Source organism: Rhizobium sp. BK251 (assembly GCF_004345245.1).
In the GTDB taxonomy this organism is placed as follows: Bacteria; Pseudomonadota; Alphaproteobacteria; order Rhizobiales; family Rhizobiaceae; genus Rhizobium.
On the sequence record NZ_SLUQ01000001.1, the window covers coordinates 569,625 to 587,286 of the forward strand.

General features: G+C 62.7%; 18 protein-coding genes. 9 read left to right on the forward strand and 9 right to left on the reverse strand.

Annotated elements, in window-relative coordinates; genetic code table 11:
* Positions 1–5: 5 nt before the first annotated feature.
* From betA to betI, 4 genes are all read right to left on the reverse strand, one after another.
* The gene (betA, locus tag EV286_RS02725; RefSeq protein WP_132955457.1) at positions 6–1,658 is read right to left on the reverse strand and encodes a choline dehydrogenase; all 1,653 of its coding nucleotides are present in this window, start codon (positions 1,656–1,658) and stop codon (positions 6–8) included.
* A gap of 56 nt (positions 1,659–1,714) precedes the next feature.
* Positions 1,715–3,178, reverse strand: a complete 1,464-nt coding sequence (gene betB / locus EV286_RS02730; RefSeq protein ID WP_132955458.1) for a betaine-aldehyde dehydrogenase — start codon at positions 3,176–3,178, stop codon at positions 1,715–1,717.
* A gap of 1 nt (position 3,179) precedes the next feature.
* Positions 3,180–4,709 carry a choline-sulfatase gene (gene betC / locus EV286_RS02735; RefSeq protein ID WP_132955459.1) on the reverse strand — a complete coding sequence of 510 codons (1,530 nt, stop codon included), beginning with the start codon at positions 4,707–4,709 and terminating at the stop codon, positions 3,180–3,182.
* 94 nt (positions 4,710–4,803) lie between these two features.
* Entirely contained in the window at positions 4,804–5,391 is a 588-nt protein-coding gene (gene betI / locus EV286_RS02740) for a transcriptional regulator BetI (protein WP_132955460.1), read from the reverse strand.
* Positions 5,392–5,563: 172 nt separating this feature from the next.
* Here betI and EV286_RS02745 point away from each other — a divergent pair, with 172 nt between their 5' ends.
* The 4 genes from EV286_RS02745 to EV286_RS02760 all read left to right on the forward strand — a co-directional run bounded on the left by EV286_RS02745 (position 5,564) and on the right by EV286_RS02760 (position 9,634).
* Positions 5,564–6,112 (forward strand): HdeD family acid-resistance protein, encoded by a 549-nt coding sequence (locus EV286_RS02745; RefSeq protein ID WP_132955461.1) that lies wholly within the window; start codon positions 5,564–5,566, stop codon positions 6,110–6,112.
* A 222-nt stretch (positions 6,113–6,334) separates the two neighbouring features.
* Positions 6,335–6,583, forward strand: a complete 249-nt coding sequence (locus EV286_RS02750; RefSeq protein ID WP_132955462.1) for a type II toxin-antitoxin system ParD family antitoxin — start codon at positions 6,335–6,337, stop codon at positions 6,581–6,583.
* Between the two features lie 163 nt (positions 6,584–6,746).
* Positions 6,747–8,552 carry an EAL domain-containing protein gene (locus EV286_RS02755; RefSeq protein WP_132955463.1) on the forward strand — a complete coding sequence of 602 codons (1,806 nt, stop codon included), beginning with the start codon at positions 6,747–6,749 and terminating at the stop codon, positions 8,550–8,552.
* Between the two features lie 83 nt (positions 8,553–8,635).
* Positions 8,636–9,634, forward strand: coding sequence for an NAD(P)H-quinone oxidoreductase (locus EV286_RS02760; RefSeq protein WP_132955464.1), 999 nt, complete (start codon positions 8,636–8,638; stop codon positions 9,632–9,634).
* On the opposite strand, the gene EV286_RS02765 is transcribed toward EV286_RS02760, so the two are convergent.
* Entirely contained in the window at positions 9,618–11,036 is a 1,419-nt protein-coding gene (locus EV286_RS02765) for an MFS transporter (RefSeq protein ID WP_132955465.1), read from the reverse strand. The two genes, EV286_RS02760 and EV286_RS02765, sit on opposite strands and share 17 nt — an antisense overlap.
* 106 nt (positions 11,037–11,142) lie before the next feature.
* Here EV286_RS02765 and EV286_RS02770 point away from each other — a divergent pair, with 106 nt between their 5' ends.
* Positions 11,143–11,763, forward strand: coding sequence for a metalloregulator ArsR/SmtB family transcription factor (locus EV286_RS02770; protein ID WP_132955466.1), 621 nt, complete (start codon positions 11,143–11,145; stop codon positions 11,761–11,763).
* Here EV286_RS02770 and EV286_RS02775 read toward each other — a convergent pair.
* Positions 11,760–12,968 (reverse strand): MFS transporter, encoded by a 1,209-nt coding sequence (locus EV286_RS02775; protein WP_132955467.1) that lies wholly within the window; start codon positions 12,966–12,968, stop codon positions 11,760–11,762. The genes EV286_RS02770 and EV286_RS02775 overlap by 4 nt on opposite strands.
* Before the next feature lie 183 nt (positions 12,969–13,151).
* Between EV286_RS02775 and EV286_RS02780 the strand changes: the two genes are divergently transcribed.
* Positions 13,152–14,159, forward strand: a complete 1,008-nt coding sequence (locus EV286_RS02780; RefSeq protein ID WP_132955468.1) for an asparaginase — start codon at positions 13,152–13,154, stop codon at positions 14,157–14,159.
* 77 nt (positions 14,160–14,236) lie between these two features.
* A complete protein-coding gene (locus tag EV286_RS02785; protein WP_132955469.1) occupies positions 14,237–15,052 on the forward strand; it encodes a hypothetical protein in 816 nt (271 codons plus the stop codon).
* Here EV286_RS02785 and EV286_RS02790 read toward each other — a convergent pair.
* Positions 15,015–15,782: a DeoR/GlpR family DNA-binding transcription regulator gene (locus EV286_RS02790; RefSeq protein ID WP_132955470.1), complete on the reverse strand. Its 768-nt coding sequence runs from the start codon at positions 15,780–15,782 to the stop codon at positions 15,015–15,017. The genes EV286_RS02785 and EV286_RS02790 overlap by 38 nt on opposite strands.
* A gap of 122 nt (positions 15,783–15,904) precedes the next feature.
* Here EV286_RS02790 and EV286_RS02795 point away from each other — a divergent pair, with 122 nt between their 5' ends.
* Together EV286_RS02795 and EV286_RS02800 are read left to right on the forward strand one after the other, a co-directional pair.
* Positions 15,905–16,261, forward strand: a complete 357-nt coding sequence (locus tag EV286_RS02795) for a DUF4406 domain-containing protein (protein ID WP_132955471.1) — start codon at positions 15,905–15,907, stop codon at positions 16,259–16,261.
* Positions 16,262–16,371: 110 nt separating this feature from the next.
* Entirely contained in the window at positions 16,372–17,007 is a 636-nt protein-coding gene (locus tag EV286_RS02800; RefSeq protein WP_132955472.1) for a glutathione S-transferase N-terminal domain-containing protein, read from the forward strand.
* On the opposite strand, the gene EV286_RS02805 is transcribed toward EV286_RS02800, so the two are convergent.
* Positions 16,996–17,352 (reverse strand): MmcQ/YjbR family DNA-binding protein, encoded by a 357-nt coding sequence (locus EV286_RS02805; protein WP_132955473.1) that lies wholly within the window; start codon positions 17,350–17,352, stop codon positions 16,996–16,998. The genes EV286_RS02800 and EV286_RS02805 overlap by 12 nt on opposite strands.
* A 70-nt stretch (positions 17,353–17,422) precedes the next feature.
* Positions 17,423–17,620, reverse strand: a complete 198-nt coding sequence (locus EV286_RS02810) for a hypothetical protein (protein WP_245500589.1) — start codon at positions 17,618–17,620, stop codon at positions 17,423–17,425.
* Positions 17,621–17,662 lie beyond the last annotated feature (42 nt).

Below are 17,662 nucleotides of genomic sequence, written 5' to 3' on the forward strand. Positions count from 1 at the left end.
TCCCCCTACCTGTCGCTCACCTGCCATCTCGGATTGATCCAGGGCTCCTGGTTGGAGCGCGGCAGCGGTTGCTGGCCGAGGATGTGATCGGCGGCCTTCTCCCCGGTCATGATCGATGGGCCGTTCAGGTTGCCGTAGGTCACGTGCGGGAAGACCGATGAATCGGCAACGCGCAGCCCGTCAACGCCGATGACACGCGCCTCGGGGTCGACGACCGCCATCGGGTCGTTCCTGTCGCCCATCTTGCAGGTGCCGCAGGGGTGATAGGCGCTCTCCAGGTGTTCGCGCAGGAATTCGTCGATCTCGTCGTCCGTCTGGACATGCTGGCCGGGCTGGATTTCGGGACCGCGGAATTCGTCGAATGTCGTCTGGCTGAAGATTTCGCGGGTGAGCCGCACGCAGTGGCGGAACTTCTCCCAGTCCTCCGGATGGCTCATGTAGTTGAAGCGGATGATCGGGTCGTCCTGCGGATCCGCGGACCGTAGCGTGACATTGCCGCGTGACTTCGAAAGATTGTAGCCAACGTGCACCTGGAAGCCGTGCGTATTAGCGGCCGCCTTGCCGTCGTAGCTCACCGCGACCGGCAGGAAGTGGTACTGGATGTCGGGCTGCTTGACGCCGGGCGCCGATCGCAGGAAGGCGCAAGCCTCGAACTGGTTGGAGGCGCCGAGGCCTCGCTTGGAAAGCAGCCACTGCGCGCCCGCCACGCCTTGCCAGAACCACGGCAGCCAGGAATAGAGCGAGACCGGCTTGGTGCTGACCTGCTGGAAATAGAACTCCATGTGGTCCTGAAGATTGGCGCCGACGCCCGGCCGGTCCACCTTCACCTCGATCCCCATCTCCTTCAGATGCGCGGCCGGGCCGATGCCGGAGAGCATCAGCAGCTTCGGCGAGTTGAACGACGACGCGGAAACGACCACCTCGCGGTTCGCCCTGACGATCTCGATCTTGCCGTCGCGCTCGATTTCGACGCCGGTCGCACGCCCGTTTTCCAGCACGGTCCTGCGGGCAAAGCAGCGGATGAGCTCGACGTTCGGCCGCTTGAGCGCGGGTTTCAGATAGGCGTTGGCGGCCGACCAGCGACGACCTTGCCAGATCGTCTGCTCCATCAGGCCGAAGCCTTCCTGCTTGCTGCCGTTATAGTCTTCCGTCGTCTCGAATCCCGCCTGCTTCCCGGCGTTGAGGAATGCGTGGAAGAGGGGGTTCCTCACCGGGCCGCGCTGGACATGCAGCGGCCCATTCGTGCCGCGCCAGCCTTCCTCGCCGCCATGGCTGTGTTCCATCCGCTTGAAGTAGGGAAGCACGTCGGCATAGGCCCAGCCGCGCGCGCCGAGGTCCTCCCAGCGGTTGAAGTCCTCAGCGTGGCCGCGCACGTAGACGAGGCCGTTGATGGACGACGATCCGCCGATGACCTTGCCGCGGGGCGCGGTAATGCGGCGATTGTTGAGGTTCGGCTCCGGCTCGGAAAGATAACCCCAGTTGTAGCGCTTCATGCTCATCGGCCAGGCGAGCGCCGCCGGCATCTGGATGAAAGGTCCGATGTCGCTACCGCCGAACTCCAGCACGAGCACGGAATGCTTGCCGTCCTCCGAAAGCCGGTAGGCGAGCGCCGAGCCCGCCGAACCCGATCCGACGATGATGTAGTCTGCCTGCCGCATATCTTTCCCTTGCGCGTCTGCCTGCTGTTTCGCGTCGCCTCGCCGCACTTCGATGGTCAGTATGGCGCCTGCACAGGCCCCATGCCCACATAAACCGTCTTCAGTTCCGAGTAGTGTTCCAGCGCGGCGAGCGAATTCTCGCGTCCGAAGCCGGATTGCTTCGAGCCGCCGAAGGGGATCTCGACCGGGCACAGATTGTAGGTGTTGATCCAGAGCGTGCCGGCTTCCAGCCGGTCGACGACGCGGTGGGCGCGGGTCAGGTCGGCGGTGAAGACACCGCCCGACAGGCCGAATTCCGTCCCGTTGGCGCGGCCGATCACCTCCGCCTCGTCATCGAAGTCGAGCACGCACATGACCGGGCCGAAAATCTCCTCCCGCGCGATCGTCATCTTGTCCGTCACGTCGGCGAACACTGTCGGCTGCACATAATAGCCTTCGCCGGATACATGGTTGGGGATACCGCCGCCGGTCAGCAGCCTCGCGCCCTCCGCCTTGCCTTTGTCGATGTAGGAAAGCACCTTGTCGCGCTGGGCGCGGGAAACCATCGGGCCCAGCTGCGTCGCCTCGTCCATCGGGTCGCCGATCAGGATCGCCTCCGTGCGCGCTTTCAGCCGCTCGAGGAATTCGCCCTTGATCTTCTTCTGCACGAAGACGCGGGTGCCGTTCGAGCAGACTTGGCCGGTCGAATAGAAGTTGCCGAGCATCGCGCCGCCGATCGCCGAGTCGAGGTCCGCGTCGTCGAAGACGATAAGCGGCGACTTGCCGCCGAGCTCCATCGTCACCTGCTTCAGGCTGCCTGCGGCGGCGGCGGCCACCTTCCTGCCCGTCGGCACCGAACCGGTCAGCGACACCTTCGCCACGTCCGGATGGTTGACGAGCAGGGGGCCTGTCTCCCGGTCACCCTGGATGACGTTGTAGAGGCCCTTCGGCAGACCCGCCTCGTGCAGGATTTCGGCGATCTTCAGCGCACCGAGCGGTGTGCTCTCCGATGGCTTGAAGACCATGGCATTGCCGGCGATGAGGGCAGGGGCGCCTTTCCAGCAGGCGATCTGCTGCGGGTAGTTCCAGGCGCCGATGCCGACGCAGACGCCGAGCGGGACGCGCTTCGTATAGGCGAAATCCTGCCCCAACGGAATGTAACTGCCGTTAAGGCCTGCCGCGGCGACGCCCCCGAAGAACTCGAAGGAATCGGCCCCAGAGGTGGGATCGGCGACGATCGTCTCCTGGATCGGCTTGCCGGTGTCGAGCGTCTCGAGCTCGGAAAGTTCGCGGTTGCGCTCGCGCATGATATCGGCTGCCCGCTTCAGGATGCGGCCGCGCGCCGTCGGGCTCATCGCCGCCCATTCCGGCTGGGCGCGCTTGGCCGCAGCGATCGCCCTTTCGACAATCGCGGGCGTTGCCGCGTGCAGCCTGGCGATTACCTCGCCGGTTGCCGGATAGATGCTTTCGATAACGGTGCCGCTCGCGTCCTCGACATATTCTCCGTCGATGAAGTGGGAGGCTTTCGGTTGGGCTTTCATCTCACTCTCCCCGCGGATAGCGTTTGGATTCTTCGAGGATGTTCAGGTCCATGTGGTTGCGCATGTAGCGCTCGGAGGCTTTCTGCAGAGGCTGGTGGTCCCACGGGAAATAGGAGCCGTTGCGCAGCGCCTCGTAGACCACCCAGCGGCGCGCCTGGCTTTCGCGCACGGAAGCGTCGAATGCGCCCATGTCCCAGCGCTCTTCGCGTTTCCTTCGAAACAGTGCCACGACGTCGGCAAAATCCGGATCGTGGGCGAGGTTCGCCAGTTCCAGCGGATCGCTCTCGAGATCGAAGAGCTGGTCGGGATCGAGCATGCAGTGGACGTATTTCCAGCGGCCCTCGCGGATGCAGACGAGTGGCGCGTAGGAACCTTCCGCCGCATATTCCATCAGGACCGGCTCGGTACGCTCTACTCCGTTCATCATCGGCACAAGGCTCACGCCGTCCGTCCAGGGCTTGACCTCGTCCATCGAAATTCCGGCAAGGTCGGCCAGCGTCGGCGTCACGTCGACATTCGAGGTCGGCGTCAGATGCAGGCCGGGTGCAATCCCGGGGCCGGCAATCATCAGCGGCACGCGCGCGGAGCCTTCGAAGAAGTTCATCTTGAACCACAACCCGCGCTCGCCCAGCATGTCACCGTGGTCGGAGCAGAAGAGGATCAGCGTGTCGTCGAGCATCCGCGTCCGCGTCAGCGTGTCGACCAGTTCGCCGATCTTCTCGTCGAGGTAGGAGATGTTTGCGAAATAGGCCCTGCGCGAGCGGCGGATATCTTCCTCCGTGACATCGAAGTTCTGATAGTCGCAGGAGTGGATGATGCGCTTTGAGTGCGGATCCTGCTGGTCATCGGCAAGCACGCCCACTTCCGGCAGCAGGTGCTCGCAATCTTCGTATAGATCCCAGAATTTCTTGCGAGCCACATAGGGGTCGTGCGGATGGGTGAAGGAGACCGTCAGGCACCAGGGCCGGCGTCCTGCGTCGTCATTCTCGCGGGAAAGATGGTAGAGCTTCTGGCTGGCGAGGAACGCGACCTCGTCGTCATATTCCATCTGGTTGGTGATCTCGGCCACACCCGCCCCGGTCACCGAGCCGAGATTGTGATACCACCAGTCGATCCGCTCGCCGGGCTTGCGATAGTCCGGCGTCCAGCCGAAGTCGGCGGGATAGATGTCGGTCGTCAGCCGCTCCTCGAAGCCGTGCAGCTGGTCGGGGCCGACGAAATGCATCTTGCCTGAGAGAGCGGTGTAATAGCCGGCCCGGCGCAGATGGTGCGCATAGGTCGGGATCGAGGAGGCATATTCGGCGGCGTTGTCGTAGACGGCGGTGCGGCTCGGCAACTGCCCGGCCATGAAGGAGGCGCGCGCCGGCGCGCAGAGCGGCGAGGATGTATAATTGTTGCGGAAACGGGCCGATCGTGCGGCGAGCGCCTTCAGGTGCGGCGCATGCAGGAATTCTGCCGGCCCGTCCGGAAAGAACTTTCCGTTGAGCTGATCCACCATGATGATCAGTATGTTGGGTTTCGACTGGCTCAACGGGTTGGTCCCTCTGCGATCGTGTTCGGGTCTTTCTCGAAATCGCCGTTCCGGATGAGCCGGCGATTTCCGGCGTGGGGACGGATGCGATCTATCATCTCCTCACCGCCTCCAATTGCCTGGTCAGATAGTCCTCCGTGAGCGCGACAGATGCCTCGATGCTGACGGGGGCCGATTTCAGACTTTGCCGGATGTAGAGCCCGTCGATCATCGCGGCCGCGCCTTCGGCGATGCGTTCCGCGTCATCGCTCGCGCACAGGCGCTTCAGGTTCGCTATCAGGTTGGAACGCAGCCGCCGCGCATAGACCACGAGATAGCGCCGCGTCTCCTCCGAGCGCTGCGCCTCGGCGTAGAAGGCAAGCCAGGCCGCGATTGTTTCCGGCATGAACTGGTTTGCCTGGAAGCTGACCCGGATGATTGCCGACAGCTTTTCGCGCGGCGTGTCCACCGCCTTCAGTGCTGTCACGGCATCGTCGCGTAACTGCCTTAGAAGACTGCGGACGGTCTCGATCAGCAACTGCTCCTTGCTGCCGAAATAGTGGTGGGCGAGCGCGGCAGAAACACCTGCCTGCCGGGCGATCTCGGACATGGTGACGGTCAGCGAGCCGTGATCGCCGATCACGCGCAACGCCGCATCTACAAGCGCCTTGCGGCGCACCGGCTCCATTCCAACCTTCGGCATGTCCGACCCTTCCCTTGGGTCAGTTTATTTTTGATTGATCCGTCAATCAATAAAAAAATCGACAGAGTTATGCGATTGCTGGTTGAGGATGGGACGGGCTTTCCAAAGCTTGTTGCTGCACCACATTCTCTGCTATCCTTCTAATATTCGCTGGGAAAATGGGGTGAATGTCATGGCAAATGTTTATGATCAGGTTCCATCCACCGGCTTGCAGTCCAAGTGGATCTGGTTTGTCATACTTGGCGTGTTGTTGTTGATTTGCGGCGGCATCGCTTTCGGCAACCTGCTGGTCGCGACTGTGGTCTCTGTATATTATGTCGGTGCGCTGATGCTCGTTGGCGGCATCATCCATCTCATCCAGGCATTCCAGGTTAGGGGATGGGAGCACGTTCTCTTCTGGTCGCTGAGCGCGCTGCTCTACCTGCTTGCCGGCTTATTCACCTTCATGAATCCCATTCTGGCGTCGGCGGCACTAACGCTCTTCCTTGCCATCGCCCTGTTGGCGGCGGGCCTTTTCCGCGTCTGGGTCGGCCTGCGCCTGCGACCGCACAAGGGCTGGGGCTGGATCGTGACCGGTGGCGTCGTGACCGTGCTTGCGGGTTTCGTCATTGCGCTCGGCTGGCCCGTCAACAGCCTCTGGATCCTCGGCCTCTTCCTTGCGATCGACCTGGTTTTCCAGGGCTGGGCCCTGATCGCGTTCGGTTTTGGCATCCGTGCCTGAATGGCGAAGGCGGTCGAAAACGGCCGCTTTCGCCCCCAGTTTCCTTTTTGACAATATAATCACATAGCGTTACAATTTTTATCCGTCGTGAGCACGGCGGGACGTTGAGTACGTCAAAAGAACAATAAGAAGGTGCCGGCGCACGAACGCCGGTCAAGGCCAGGAATTGTAATGCGTCCCCTTGGGCAGGCACTGCCCACCGAATGAACAGGGAGCAATTTCATGCCGATGGTAACTGTTTCCATTTCCCCGCAGCAGGCCGCAGGCATCCGTTCAGCAGTCGATACTGGCACCTATGCTTCGAGCAGCGAGGTCGTGCGCGAAGCGCTGAGGCTTTGGGATGCCGCTCGCAAGCTGGGCGAGTTCTGCAATGGCACACAGGTCGCGGGCAGCGATCATCCGCGAGGCGGCGGAAGGTGCGTTGCGGACATGTTCGCCGACTATGAGGCCGAAAGGCGCAGGAGCGCGTAAGCTGCTGGAATCACTGCCATTGTGGAGTTGAACGCAGGGGGAATCGTCCCGCGCGGGCGGTGAGCCGTGTCACAAAACTTTCATCTTCCGGAAAGACTTCGTTGACTGTTGTGCGGCATCTTCATGCAGAAAAAAATAACATAATTCTGCAGTGGAGATCGGCATGTCGTTGACTGCCACCGTCGAACCGGGTGTTTTGCGCCGGTACGCCAGCGACCAGATTGTCACTCTCGCCAAGCTCGTGATTGAAAACGCGTTCCAGCCGATCGTAGAGGCAGGCACCGGAAGCGTGTTCGGCTACGAGTCCCTGATGCGCGGGCAGGAGAGGATCGGCTTCGACACGCCGGTCGAAATTCTCGATGAAGCCTATGCCGGCGGCCAGCTCTTGGCTCTTGAACAGATGGTGGCGAGCCGGGCGCTTGCGAAGTTCGCCACGCTTGCCGATTTCTCGACAGCTACGCTCTTCCTGAACCTCGACGTGCGGCTCATACCCCAGGGCGAGCGCATGGTCGAAAACCTGCTGCAGCACCTGAAGACGGCCAACATACCGCCTTCCTCGGTATGCTTCGAATTCTCGGAGCGCTTCGACAATACCAGCGTTCCGGAATTCGCCGCGCTCGTGTCGAAGCTGCGCAAGACCGGTTTCAAGCTCGCGATCGATGATTTCGGTGTCGGCCACGGCGAGATGAAGCTGCTATGCGACCATCCCGTCGACTATCTCAAGATCGACCGCCATTTCGTGGCCGATGTCGACCGGAGCCCGCGCAAGCGCCACCTGCTGAAGAACATCGTCAACATCGCCCACGTGCTCGGGACGCGCGTCATTGCCGAAGGCATCGAGACGGAAGCGGAGTTTCTTGCCTGCCGCGAATACGGCGTCGATCTCGTGCAGGGCTGGTTCATCGCCCGCCCGACTACGTTCACCACGGAGCTGAAGTCCTCCTTTGCCCACCTGCAGGATCTCGGCAAGCTCAAGCGCAACAACCAGTCGCTCGACGAGATCCTCATCCGCAAGCAGATAGAACGCCTGCCGGCGGTCTACGAGAACGACGGTATCGACAGCGTCTTCGAACTCTTCCGGCGCAATCCGCGACAGGCCTTCTTTCCGGTGCTCAACGCCAATGGCGAGCCCCGTGGCATCATCCACGAGCAGCACCTCAAGGAATACATCTATCAGCCGTTCGGCCGCGACCTTCTGAAGAACAAGGTCTACGAGCGCACGATCTCGCATTTCGTCGAGGTGGCGCCGATCGTCGGCCTCGACAGCGACGCCGAGCAGCTGATGTCCATCTTCGCCAACATGGACGGCAGCGACTGCCTGATCCTGACGGACAACATGCGCTACGCGGGCGTGGTTTCGGCCGCGGCCCTCATCAAGGTCATCAACGAAAAGCAGTTGAAGATCGCCCAGGACCAGAACCCGCTCACCGGGCTTCCCGGCAACCGCGCCATTCGCGACTTCATGCGCCAGTCAGGCCGCGATGACGACGAGGCGCGGCACTTCTGCTATTGCGACTTCGATAATTTCAAGCCCTTCAACGATGCCTACGGCTTCCATCTGGGCGACCACGCGATCTCGCTGTTTGCCGCGCTGATGCGCCGCTACTTCTTTGCCGAGCGGCATTTCCTCGGCCATGTGGGTGGTGATGACTTCTTCATCGGAGTCACCGGCTGGACCGTCGAGGAACTCACGGAAATCCTCGACCGCCTGATCGGCGATTTTCACGACGATGTCCTCGGCCTCTATTCGGAAGACGACCGCCTTGCTGGTTATATTCGCGGCCACGACCGCAGCGGCACCGAAACCTTCTTCCCGCTGATGCGCTGCTCGATTGGCGTTCTCGAGTTGCCGAAGGGCCTCGTCGTCGACGATATCAGCCGTGTGAGTGCGGCTATTGCCGACATCAAGGCGGAGGCGAAGAACAGCGACAGCGGCCTCGTTTTTCATCGGCTGGGCGAGACGAATTGACGCCGTGGCAAGGCTCCTCCTTCCCAATGCGGTCCCTCTCATTTAATTGATTGGCATCCCCCGCAAGCAAGGAGATTAGCGCGATGCGCCTGCCGGACGAGATGCGTTTCATCGACCTTCCATCCTTTGGCCCGCCTGAAGCCATGGTTCTGGCCAAGGCGCCGTTGCCATCCCTCAAGAACGGAGAGATCCTCATCCGGGTCGAGGCTGCCGGGATAAACTACCCCGATATCCTGCAGCGAAAGGGCGAATACCCGCCGCAAAAAAATGCCAACCCCGTTCTCGGCCATGACGTGGCGGGCGAGGTGGTCGCGCTTGCGCCCGGCGTGTCGGGCTTTGCGGTCGGCGACAGGGTCTGTGCGCTCGTCGACGGCGGCGGCTACGCGGAATATTGTGCCGTGTCGGCCGGCCAGGCGCTGCGCTTCCCGAAGGGATACGATGCAGTGAAGGCAGCAGCACTGCCGGAAACCTTCTTCACCGTCTGGGCCAACCTGTTCCAGATGGCTGGCCTTACCGGAGGCGAAAGCGTGCTGGTCCATGGCGGCACCGGCGGCATCGGCACGGCCGCGATAGCGCTGGCCAAAGCCTTCGGCATCGAGATCTACGTGACCGCGGGTTCGGCGCAGAAGTGCGCGATCTGCGTCGAGCTCGGTGCGAAGCGGGCGATCAACTACAAGGAGGAAGACTTTGCTGCGGTCATCAAGGGCGAGACGGATGGCCGGGGTGTCGACGCCGTCCTCGATATCATCGGCGCTCCCTATCTCCAGAAGAATCTTGCGATCCTCGCCAAGGACGGCTGCCTTTCGATGATCGCCTTTCACGGCGGCACGGTCGCGGAAGAGCTTGACCTGCTGCCGATCAGGCGGAACCGGCTGACGATCACGGGATCCGCCATGCGCCGCCGTACGGGCGAGGAGAAGAGGGCCATCCGCGACGACCTGCTTTCTCAGGTCTGGCCGCTTCTCGACAAGGGTGAAGCCGCCCCGATCATCCACAAGGTCTTTCCGTTCGAGCGGGCGGCAGAGGCCCATCGGCTGATGGAAAGCGGCAGCCACGTCGGCAAGATCATTCTTTCTCTCTGAGCGTCAATGCCGCTGCAATGGTGACGAGACCGGGCAGCGCCATGACGGCATAGAGCCAATGGGCGGCCGAAATGTCGCCCTCGACGCCACCAGGCGCAATCAGCCCGGTGCTGTTTGCAATCACGCCGGCAACCGCCGCGCCGAAGGCGCTGCCAAGCGACTGGACCGTCGAGATCGCGGCCGAGGCCTTGTCCTGTTCGGATTTGTTGACCAGACGCAGGACTTTCGTCACCAGATGCGCCCAGCCCAGGCCGACGCCGAACCCCATCATCAACATGGCAAGCGCGGCCGGCGCAAGGACGAGAAGGCTTCCAGACTGGTTTTCGCGTGCGAGAAAGACTGCGAGAGCAGCGGTCGACAGCGCCTCGATAATACAGCCGGCGATGATGGCGTTGGCTGCGCGACGATCGGTGAGGCTGCCGCTGAAGAAGGCTGCGAAGGTCCAGCCGAGTGCCACCAGCGCCGTCAGATAGCCCGAAACGAGCGGGCTCACGCCGTGCAGCGCCTGCAGGAAGTAGGGAATATAGATGTCGCTGGTCAGAACGAGCAGCAGCGCGAACATCGTGAGGTAGACCCGCGCGACCGGCTTCGACAGTATCACCGCACCCGTCGGCAGCAGTCGGGTGCCGCCGCGACGCTCGGTCGCCAGCATCAGGGAAATCGCGATGACGGATAGCGCGATCAACAACGCCTTCAGGCCCGTCTGTTCCGCTGTCCCGGCAATGCTGACGAGCAGCACGGCGGCAAGCAGCAGCCCGATCTGCAGGATCGGCGTCCCGCCAGGCGCGCGATCGTCCGTGGCCTTCGGCAGCAGGATCGGCGCAAGCGCGGCCATCAGTAGGCCAAGCGGAACCAGGACGATAAAGGCGTAGCGCCAGTTGCTGCCCTCGGCAAAGAGGCCGCCCGCGCTCGGGCCGAGCAGCGTCGCAATGCCCCATATGGCGGCGTAGAGCGTCGAGGCCTTCGGCCAGAGCGGCTCCGGGTAGGCGAACCGCACGAAGGCATAGGCAAGTGCCGCAAGCACGCCCGCACCGAACCCCTGGATGGCGCGCCCGGCAAGTATCACTTCCATGACCGGCGCGCCCGCGCAGACGAGGCTACCCATGCCAAAGATCACCGCCCCGATAAGGTAGGCGATCCGCAGCCCCATGCCGCGCGGACGCATGGCGACAAAGACGGACCCGAGGACGGCGCAGGCGACATAGAGCGTCGTCACCCAGGAAAGAAGCGGCAGGCCGCCGATATCGCGCACGATGGACGGCGCGATGGTGGCCATGATGTAGCTCTCCACGGCATAGAGCGTCACACCGCCGCCGAGCATCAGCGTCGCCGGAAGAAGCGCGGGCGCGAAGAGCTGGAAGACGGACGTGGACGGAGCGAACGCCCTGTCGATGCTGCTCATCACTGTCTGCCCCGATGTCTTCCCTAGCGGATTCTTATTTTCCAAGTTATAAATTGGAAAATTGCATGGCTTTGCGATTAAAGCAAGCCTGAACTTGGAAAATTATATGCGCCAATCGCCGTCCAACCGTATCCTGCTCCTGCTGAAAACCGAAGGGCCGCAACTCGCCGCCGCGATCGGTACTTCGCTGGGCATAACAGGGGAGGCGGCGCGACAGCAGCTCGCCAAGCTTGCGGAGGATGGGCTCGTGGCGCCGGTGACCGAGGCAGCGGTCGGGCGCGGCCGTCCGCGGCAGCTCTGGCATCTGACCGCCGCCGGCAATCAGACCTTTCCGGATGGCCATGCGGAGCTGACCGCCAGCCTGCTTTCGGCGCTGGTCGATACTCTTGGCAGCGACGCACTGGACGCGATCATCTCGGCCCGCGAGGCGGAAACGATCGGCCGCTACCAACGGGAGGTGACCGCGCCGGATCTTGCGGGCAGGGTTGGCCAGCTTGCGGCGATCCGCACGCGCGAGGGCTACATGGCCGACAGCTGGAGCGAGGATGACGGGTCGATCCTCCTCGTGGAAAACCACTGCCCGATCTGCACGGCTGCGGCCGCTTGCGCCGGTTTCTGCCGCTCGGAGCTCGAAACCTTCCGCAGCGTGCTCGGGGCCCGGGTAGAGCGCTCCGAGCACATCCTGCTTGGTGCGCGCCGTTGCGCCTACCGTATCAGTTCGCTCTAGGCAGTGCGTGCCTGCCGTTTTCCGCTTTCCAGCAGCATGAGGAGGCCGACCGAGATCACGCCTGCGACAGCCGCGATCTGCACCGTGCCGGAATAGTCGGAGACGGCGGTCCCGAACGCGAAGAGCCCCGCGCCGACCCCGATGCCGATGAAGGTGTTGAGCGAGATCAGCGAGCTGCCAAGGCCCGGCCGATCGGCTATGAGATCCTGCAGGTAGGTGATCGGCACGCTGAGGATCGCCGCCGCTCCGCAGGCGTTGATGGGAAGCAGCGCATAGACCTGCCAGCGGGCCGAGGCGAAGCCGAGCAATACCAGGTGGATGCAGTAGAGCAGGGAGCCGAAGGCCAGCACATGCACGGTCTGGAAGCGCTTCTGGGCCAGCCCCCACATCATCATGAAGGGCATTTCCAGAAATGCGGTCAAGCCTGCCAAGAAGCCGACATCGACCACGGTGCCGCCGGCTGCATGGGTGACGATGAGCGGGGAGACCATCCCGCTCAGGCGCTGCAGGCCGAGCAGCAGCGACATGACGATGACGCGCAACAGAACATGGGGCGCGAACACGCGGCCGAGCGACGAAAGGAAGCTCGTCGTGTCGAGCGATGTCGGCGCCGGCCCGTTCCGCGGCGCAAAGAAGAAATAGAGGCAGAAGCAGGTGACACTTGCGAGCGCCGCGATCCCATAGGCCGGCGTCATGGACGGAGAACCGACCAGGCAGAGGCCGATGATGCCGGGCGCAAGCGCCCAGGAACCGGAATAGAGAGCCCGGACGGTCGAGGTGATGGCTGCCGCCTGGCCGCGGTCCATCTGGTTGGTGCGTGCCCGCACGCTGGCAAAGAGCAGCGAATAGGTGCTGTTGCTGAGCGGGATCAGGAAAAGGACCGAAAGGATGAAGACGGGCGCATTGTGCAGGATGGCGATCGACCCGAAACCGAGCATGCCGGCCACCGAAAGCGCCAGCACCAGTGGACGCCGCTCCTTCAGCTTGTCCGACCAGATGCCGAGCGTCAGGCTGCTCGCGACATTGACCACGGCGGCGGCGAAGATCAGCGCCGAATAACCGGCGTCGCTGAGGCCAAGCTCGTTGATGCCGATGATCGACTGGTAAGGCACCGTCGACGCATAGGTGAAGGCAAGCGCCACAAGGGTCAGCGTCGGAACGCGAATGCGGCTGTCGCTGATGACGGAAGAAAAAGAGGAGGGCATGAAATCAATCCTGATATGCCACCTTTATCTGCTTCGGCCGCCGGTCGAAAACCTTGTTTTGATTGGGCAACGTCACATCATGTGATGCAAGGTTAGATGCGGTGATCGACGCTCGATGCTGTTGGCATCGCGGTCGCTCCGCGCTATGGCTGGCGACACCTCTAATCATCCGGAATCCCGTCCATGTCCAATCCCGTCACCGTTGAAGTTACCCGTGGTCAGCTGGTGGAGAGCCGCCATCGGGGCTCTATCGCGGTCGTCGATGGCGACGGCGAGCTGGTCCTTTCCGTGGGCGATATCGAGGCCGGCGTCTTTCCGCGCTCCGCCTGCAAGGCGATGCAGGCGCTGCCCCTCGTCGAAAGTGGTGCGGCGGATGCCTATGGCTTCGGCGACAAGGAACTGGCGCTTGCCTGCGCCTCCCACAGCGGCGAGGACGCGCATGTGGCGCTTGCCGCCTCGATGCTTGCTCGCGCCGGCCGCGACGTCAACGCTCTCGAATGCGGTGCCCACTGGTCGTCGAACCAGAAGACGCTGATCCACCAGGCCCGCACCATCGACGAGCCGACGGCGCTTCACAATAATTGCTCGGGCAAGCATTCGGGCTTCGTCTGCGCCTGCTGCCACCAGGGTATCGAGCACAAGGGCTATGTCGGCTACGACCATCCACTGCAGAAAGAAATCCGCGGCACGATGGAAAGCCTTACGGGTGCGGTGCTCGGGCGCGACAACTGCGGCACCGACGGCTGTTCGATCCCGACCTATGCGACGCCCTTGAGAGGCCTTGCCCACGGCTTCGCCCGGATGGCGACCGGCACCGGTCTTGATCCCGTCCGCGCCAACGCCTCGCGCCGGCTGATGCAGGCCTGCATGGCCGAGCCGTTCTATGTCGCCGGCACGGGCCGCATCTGCACAAAGCTCATGGAAATCGCGCCCGGCCGCATCTTCGCAAAGACGGGTGCCGAGGGTGTCTTCTGTGCAGCGGTCCCGGAGCAGGGCATCGCAATCGCCGTCAAATGCGACGACGGAACGACGCGTGCCGCAGAAGCCATGGTCATTGCCACGCTTGCCCGCTTTTTCCGCAAGGACGAGCCCGTGCAGGCCGCGCTGCTCGCGATGGCCAATCACCCGCTCAGCAACTGGAACGGTATTCGGGTCGGCGAAGTGCGCGTCTCGGATGCGGTTTTCGCGTGATCGCACCGGAACAATCCACCCGCCGACTTAAAATAAGTCTGTTCTAATATTTGATAAACCAAGTCAGGCGACAGCGGATGCTTCGGTTCCGCAATCGCGTAGACTGCGGCCGCATCGTCACCTGTTGCCATGAGGGCAAGATGTTCGCAGGCCGCTATCTCTACTGGATGCTGATGTGCGTCGCGCAGTTCCTGTTCTTTGCGATGTGCTTCGATTATTTCACCTGGCTGACGGTGGCCTTTTCCGGCTGCACGCTGACGGCAGGTGCCTGCAGCCCGATCATCGTGCTGATGTCCGGCACCATCAAGCCGCTCGGTCTCTGGGCCGCGGGCATCGTGGTGTTCCTGCTGACCGTGGCGCGCATCCGTCACCTGTCGATGAGCCATGCCTGGATCCCGGTCGTGCTGGTCTGGCTTCTCGCATCGGCGCCGTTTTCGCTGCTTCTCGGCAATCTTGGCTCCGTCCAGCGAATGACAGCTTTCCTGCTTGCCGAGACCGCACCTGCACCGTTCCTGTTCCTGGCGGCCTTCATCGCCTACCTCTTCATCGCGTTCGAGGAGGATGAGAGCCAGTCGCCTGGCGGGTCGCCTCCGGTCAGGCTGGTGATCTGGGTCTGCGCTGTCTATAGCGCGTTGGTCGCGCTCGCGACGGCGCCTGATCTCGGGCCGGCTGTGGCGAGGTTCTTCGGTATTTCGTGGGTTGCGGGGCTCCTCGCTGTCATCCAGCCGCCGGCCGCCTTCCTGCTGAGCTTCGGCACTGAAGGAACCGCGCCGTCCTATATCGCCTTCGCGATCTTCGTCTGCGCCCTCGTTGCAAGCCGTATCCCGGCGTGCAGCCTCGAAGCGTTTGGCCGTTTCATCGGGCTGGCTGCGCCTCGAGAATCGCGAGATTGATGTCGCGATAGGGGGCAAGCCTTTCTTCCGGCAGCTCCGCCGGCACGATCATGCCTGACAGTTCCGAAAGCGCCATGACCCGGCAGGGCGAAACCGCGTCCATCTTTTCCTCGGTCACGAGCAAGTAGGTCTCGGCCGAGCATTGCGCGATATGCCGCTTGATCGCCGCCTCTTCGAAGTCGCCGGTCGAAAGGCCGCGCGCCGGATGGATCGCGGTAACGCCGAGAAAGAAGATCTCCGGCCTGATGAGCGAAATGGCCGCCATCGCCGAGGCCCCCGTCGATACCATCGAGTGCTTGTAAAGCCGCCCGCCGATGAGCACGACCTCGGCCGTCGGGTGATGCTCGAGCTCCGCGGCGATCGTCGGGCTATGCGTCACGACGGTGAAGGGGAAATCCCGCGGCAGGTGTCGTGCGATCTCGGCGGTCGTCGTGCCGCCGTCGAGAAAGATCATCTGCCCGTGCCGCACCATTTCAGCAGCGCGCGCACCGAGGCTGGCCTTCACCTGCGATGAGACGCTTCTCCGTGCCGTGAAGTCTGGCAGTTCCGGCGAGAGCGGCATTGCGCCGCCATGCACGCGCTGCAGCAGGCCCTCTGCAGCCATGTCGCGCAGATCACGGCGGATCGTGTCCTCCGATAGTCCCAGATCCTCTGCGACCCGTTTTGCGACGACCTGTCCGTCGCGGCGGAGCACGTCGAGGATGATTGCCTTGCGTTGGCTTGTGAGCATTTCAACCTGCATGAAACATTACGATAATGCGCAGAATTGCACGAAAAGACTCGACATTCAAGAAAAATTGCGCATATTCGTGCAGTCTCCTGCATGAGGCAGGTCTTACAGGGAGAATGACGATGCTGATACTGATTGCCGGGCCATATCGCTCAGGCACGGGCGATGACCCGAAGAAGATGGCGGAAAACCTGAAGCGGCTGGAAGCGCCGTCGCACGCCTTGTTCAAGGCCGGGCACGTGCCGATGATCGGCGAATGGGTGGCGCTGCCGGTCTGGAACGCCGCTGGTGGCCGAAGTGTCGGTGACGATCTCTATGAGGAGATCTTCCACCCGGTCGCCGGCCGGCTGCTTCAGCTCTGTGAAGGCGTGCTGCGCCTGCCGGGTGATTCCAAGGGCGCCGACAACGATGTGCGCATCGCGCGAGAGCGCGGCATCCCTGTCTGGCACCGTCTCGAGGATGTGCCGGGCTGCGCATGATCTTTTCCGTGCAGAGCGGGCCACAGCGCACCGCTCTGCCTCGTTTCCGTCACGATTTCTCTTTCTTTTGCAATCGGTTATAATGAGTTTGCGGGTAGGGAGAGAGTGGAATGTTGACGCTTTATTTCAGCCGGGGCAGTTGCGCGCTGGCAAGCATGATAGCGCTCGAGGAGTCGGGGCTCGATCACCAAGCGCGACCGCTGGATTTCAGCCGGACCGAACAACAGTCGCCCGAATATCTGGCGATCAATCCCAAGGGGCGTGTTCCCGCGCTCGTCACCGATCAGGGCGTGATAACCGAAACGCCGGCAATCCTTGCCTATGTCGCGCAGTTGGCACCCGAGGCACGGCTCGCTCCGTTGGACGATCCGTTCGAGTTCGCCCATATGCAGGCGATCAACAGCTATCTCTGCTCCACCGTCCATGTGAACCATGCGCACAGCAGGCGCGGCTACCGATGGGCTGATGATACTGCTGCCCATGAGGCGATGCGCGCCAAGGTCACGCAGAACATGACCGATTGCTTCCGGCTGATCGAGGCAAACATGTTCCGGGGTCCGTGGGTGATGGGCGAGAACTTCAGTGTCGCCGATCCCTATCTCTTCACCGTCTCCGGCTGGCTGAAGGGCGACGGCGTCGATATCGACCAGTTCGTCCACATAAGCGACCATCGCGCGCGGATGCTGGAGCGCCCTGCGGTGCAGCGGGCGCTTGCCACGGAAAAGATGACGCTTTCAGCCGCCTGAGAACGAGGCGGCGAGCTTCCGCGGCGCCCGGAATCGCCAGGCGTCGATGAGCCGTACCCTGAGCTCGTCGTCGCCGACCGCCGTAACCCGCACCGGAAGCGAGGGCCAGCCCCGATAGTGGTCCGTCTGGAAGTAGATTTCCGGCGCCATCTCGATCAGGCGTTCCTTGTCGTCGATCGGAATGGAAAGCACGATCGTGTCGGCGTTCTTCACCGAGACAAAAGCCTTGCCGCCGACCTTCAGGGCCGGCGTGCCATAGGATGTGCCTTCCTCGACGCCCGGCAGCCCGGCCTCGGCGACAAGACCCTGCAGCCGCCGGAAGATCGCATCGATATCGCTGCTCATCGTTTCCCGCCTCCCGGTTCCCCCAGTGGAAGATAACCGTGGCGGTCACGTAAATCGAGCGGTTCTCGTTTCAGGCGCAGCGGGTCCTCGGCATCTCCCTCTGCGGCGCGGTTGCCGGCCACGGCGAGAGCGGCAGGTCGGCGAGTTCCCGCTGGGACATCGTCTCTATGTCCGGGTGTCGAAGCGGGTCGTGATTAGCATTACCCGGCTTGGGAGGCAGTGGCGTGAAGCCAAACAGTTTGTTCAAGAAAATCTGCAGCGTGAACATGGCGTGTCTCATCCTTTCCACGAATGCTTGATCCGAGCCATG

Coding starts and splice junctions, on each gene's coding strand:
- betA (WP_132955457.1), bottom strand. CDS start 1,658: ATGCGGCAGGCAGACTACATCATCGTCGGATCGGGTTCGGCGGGCTCG.
- betB (WP_132955458.1), bottom strand. CDS start 3,178: ATGAAAGCCCAACCGAAAGCCTCCCACTTCATCGACGGAGAATATGTC.
- betI (WP_132955460.1), bottom strand. CDS start 5,391: ATGCCGAAGGTTGGAATGGAGCCGGTGCGCCGCAAGGCGCTTGTAGAT.
- EV286_RS02745 (WP_132955461.1), top strand. CDS start 5,564: ATGGCAAATGTTTATGATCAGGTTCCATCCACCGGCTTGCAGTCCAAG.
- EV286_RS02750 (WP_132955462.1), top strand. CDS start 6,335: ATGCCGATGGTAACTGTTTCCATTTCCCCGCAGCAGGCCGCAGGCATC.
- EV286_RS02755 (WP_132955463.1), top strand. CDS start 6,747: ATGTCGTTGACTGCCACCGTCGAACCGGGTGTTTTGCGCCGGTACGCC.
- EV286_RS02760 (WP_132955464.1), top strand. CDS start 8,636: ATGCGCCTGCCGGACGAGATGCGTTTCATCGACCTTCCATCCTTTGGC.
- EV286_RS02765 (WP_132955465.1), bottom strand. CDS start 11,036: ATGAGCAGCATCGACAGGGCGTTCGCTCCGTCCACGTCCGTCTTCCAG.
- EV286_RS02770 (WP_132955466.1), top strand. CDS start 11,143: ATGCGCCAATCGCCGTCCAACCGTATCCTGCTCCTGCTGAAAACCGAA.
- EV286_RS02775 (WP_132955467.1), bottom strand. CDS start 12,968: ATGCCCTCCTCTTTTTCTTCCGTCATCAGCGACAGCCGCATTCGCGTT.
- EV286_RS02780 (WP_132955468.1), top strand. CDS start 13,152: ATGTCCAATCCCGTCACCGTTGAAGTTACCCGTGGTCAGCTGGTGGAG.
- EV286_RS02785 (WP_132955469.1), top strand. CDS start 14,237: ATGCTTCGGTTCCGCAATCGCGTAGACTGCGGCCGCATCGTCACCTGT.
- EV286_RS02790 (WP_132955470.1), bottom strand. CDS start 15,782: ATGCTCACAAGCCAACGCAAGGCAATCATCCTCGACGTGCTCCGCCGC.
- EV286_RS02795 (WP_132955471.1), top strand. CDS start 15,905: ATGCTGATACTGATTGCCGGGCCATATCGCTCAGGCACGGGCGATGAC.
- EV286_RS02800 (WP_132955472.1), top strand. CDS start 16,372: ATGTTGACGCTTTATTTCAGCCGGGGCAGTTGCGCGCTGGCAAGCATG.
- EV286_RS02805 (WP_132955473.1), bottom strand. CDS start 17,352: ATGAGCAGCGATATCGATGCGATCTTCCGGCGGCTGCAGGGTCTTGTC.
- EV286_RS02810 (WP_245500589.1), bottom strand. CDS start 17,620: ATGTTCACGCTGCAGATTTTCTTGAACAAACTGTTTGGCTTCACGCCA.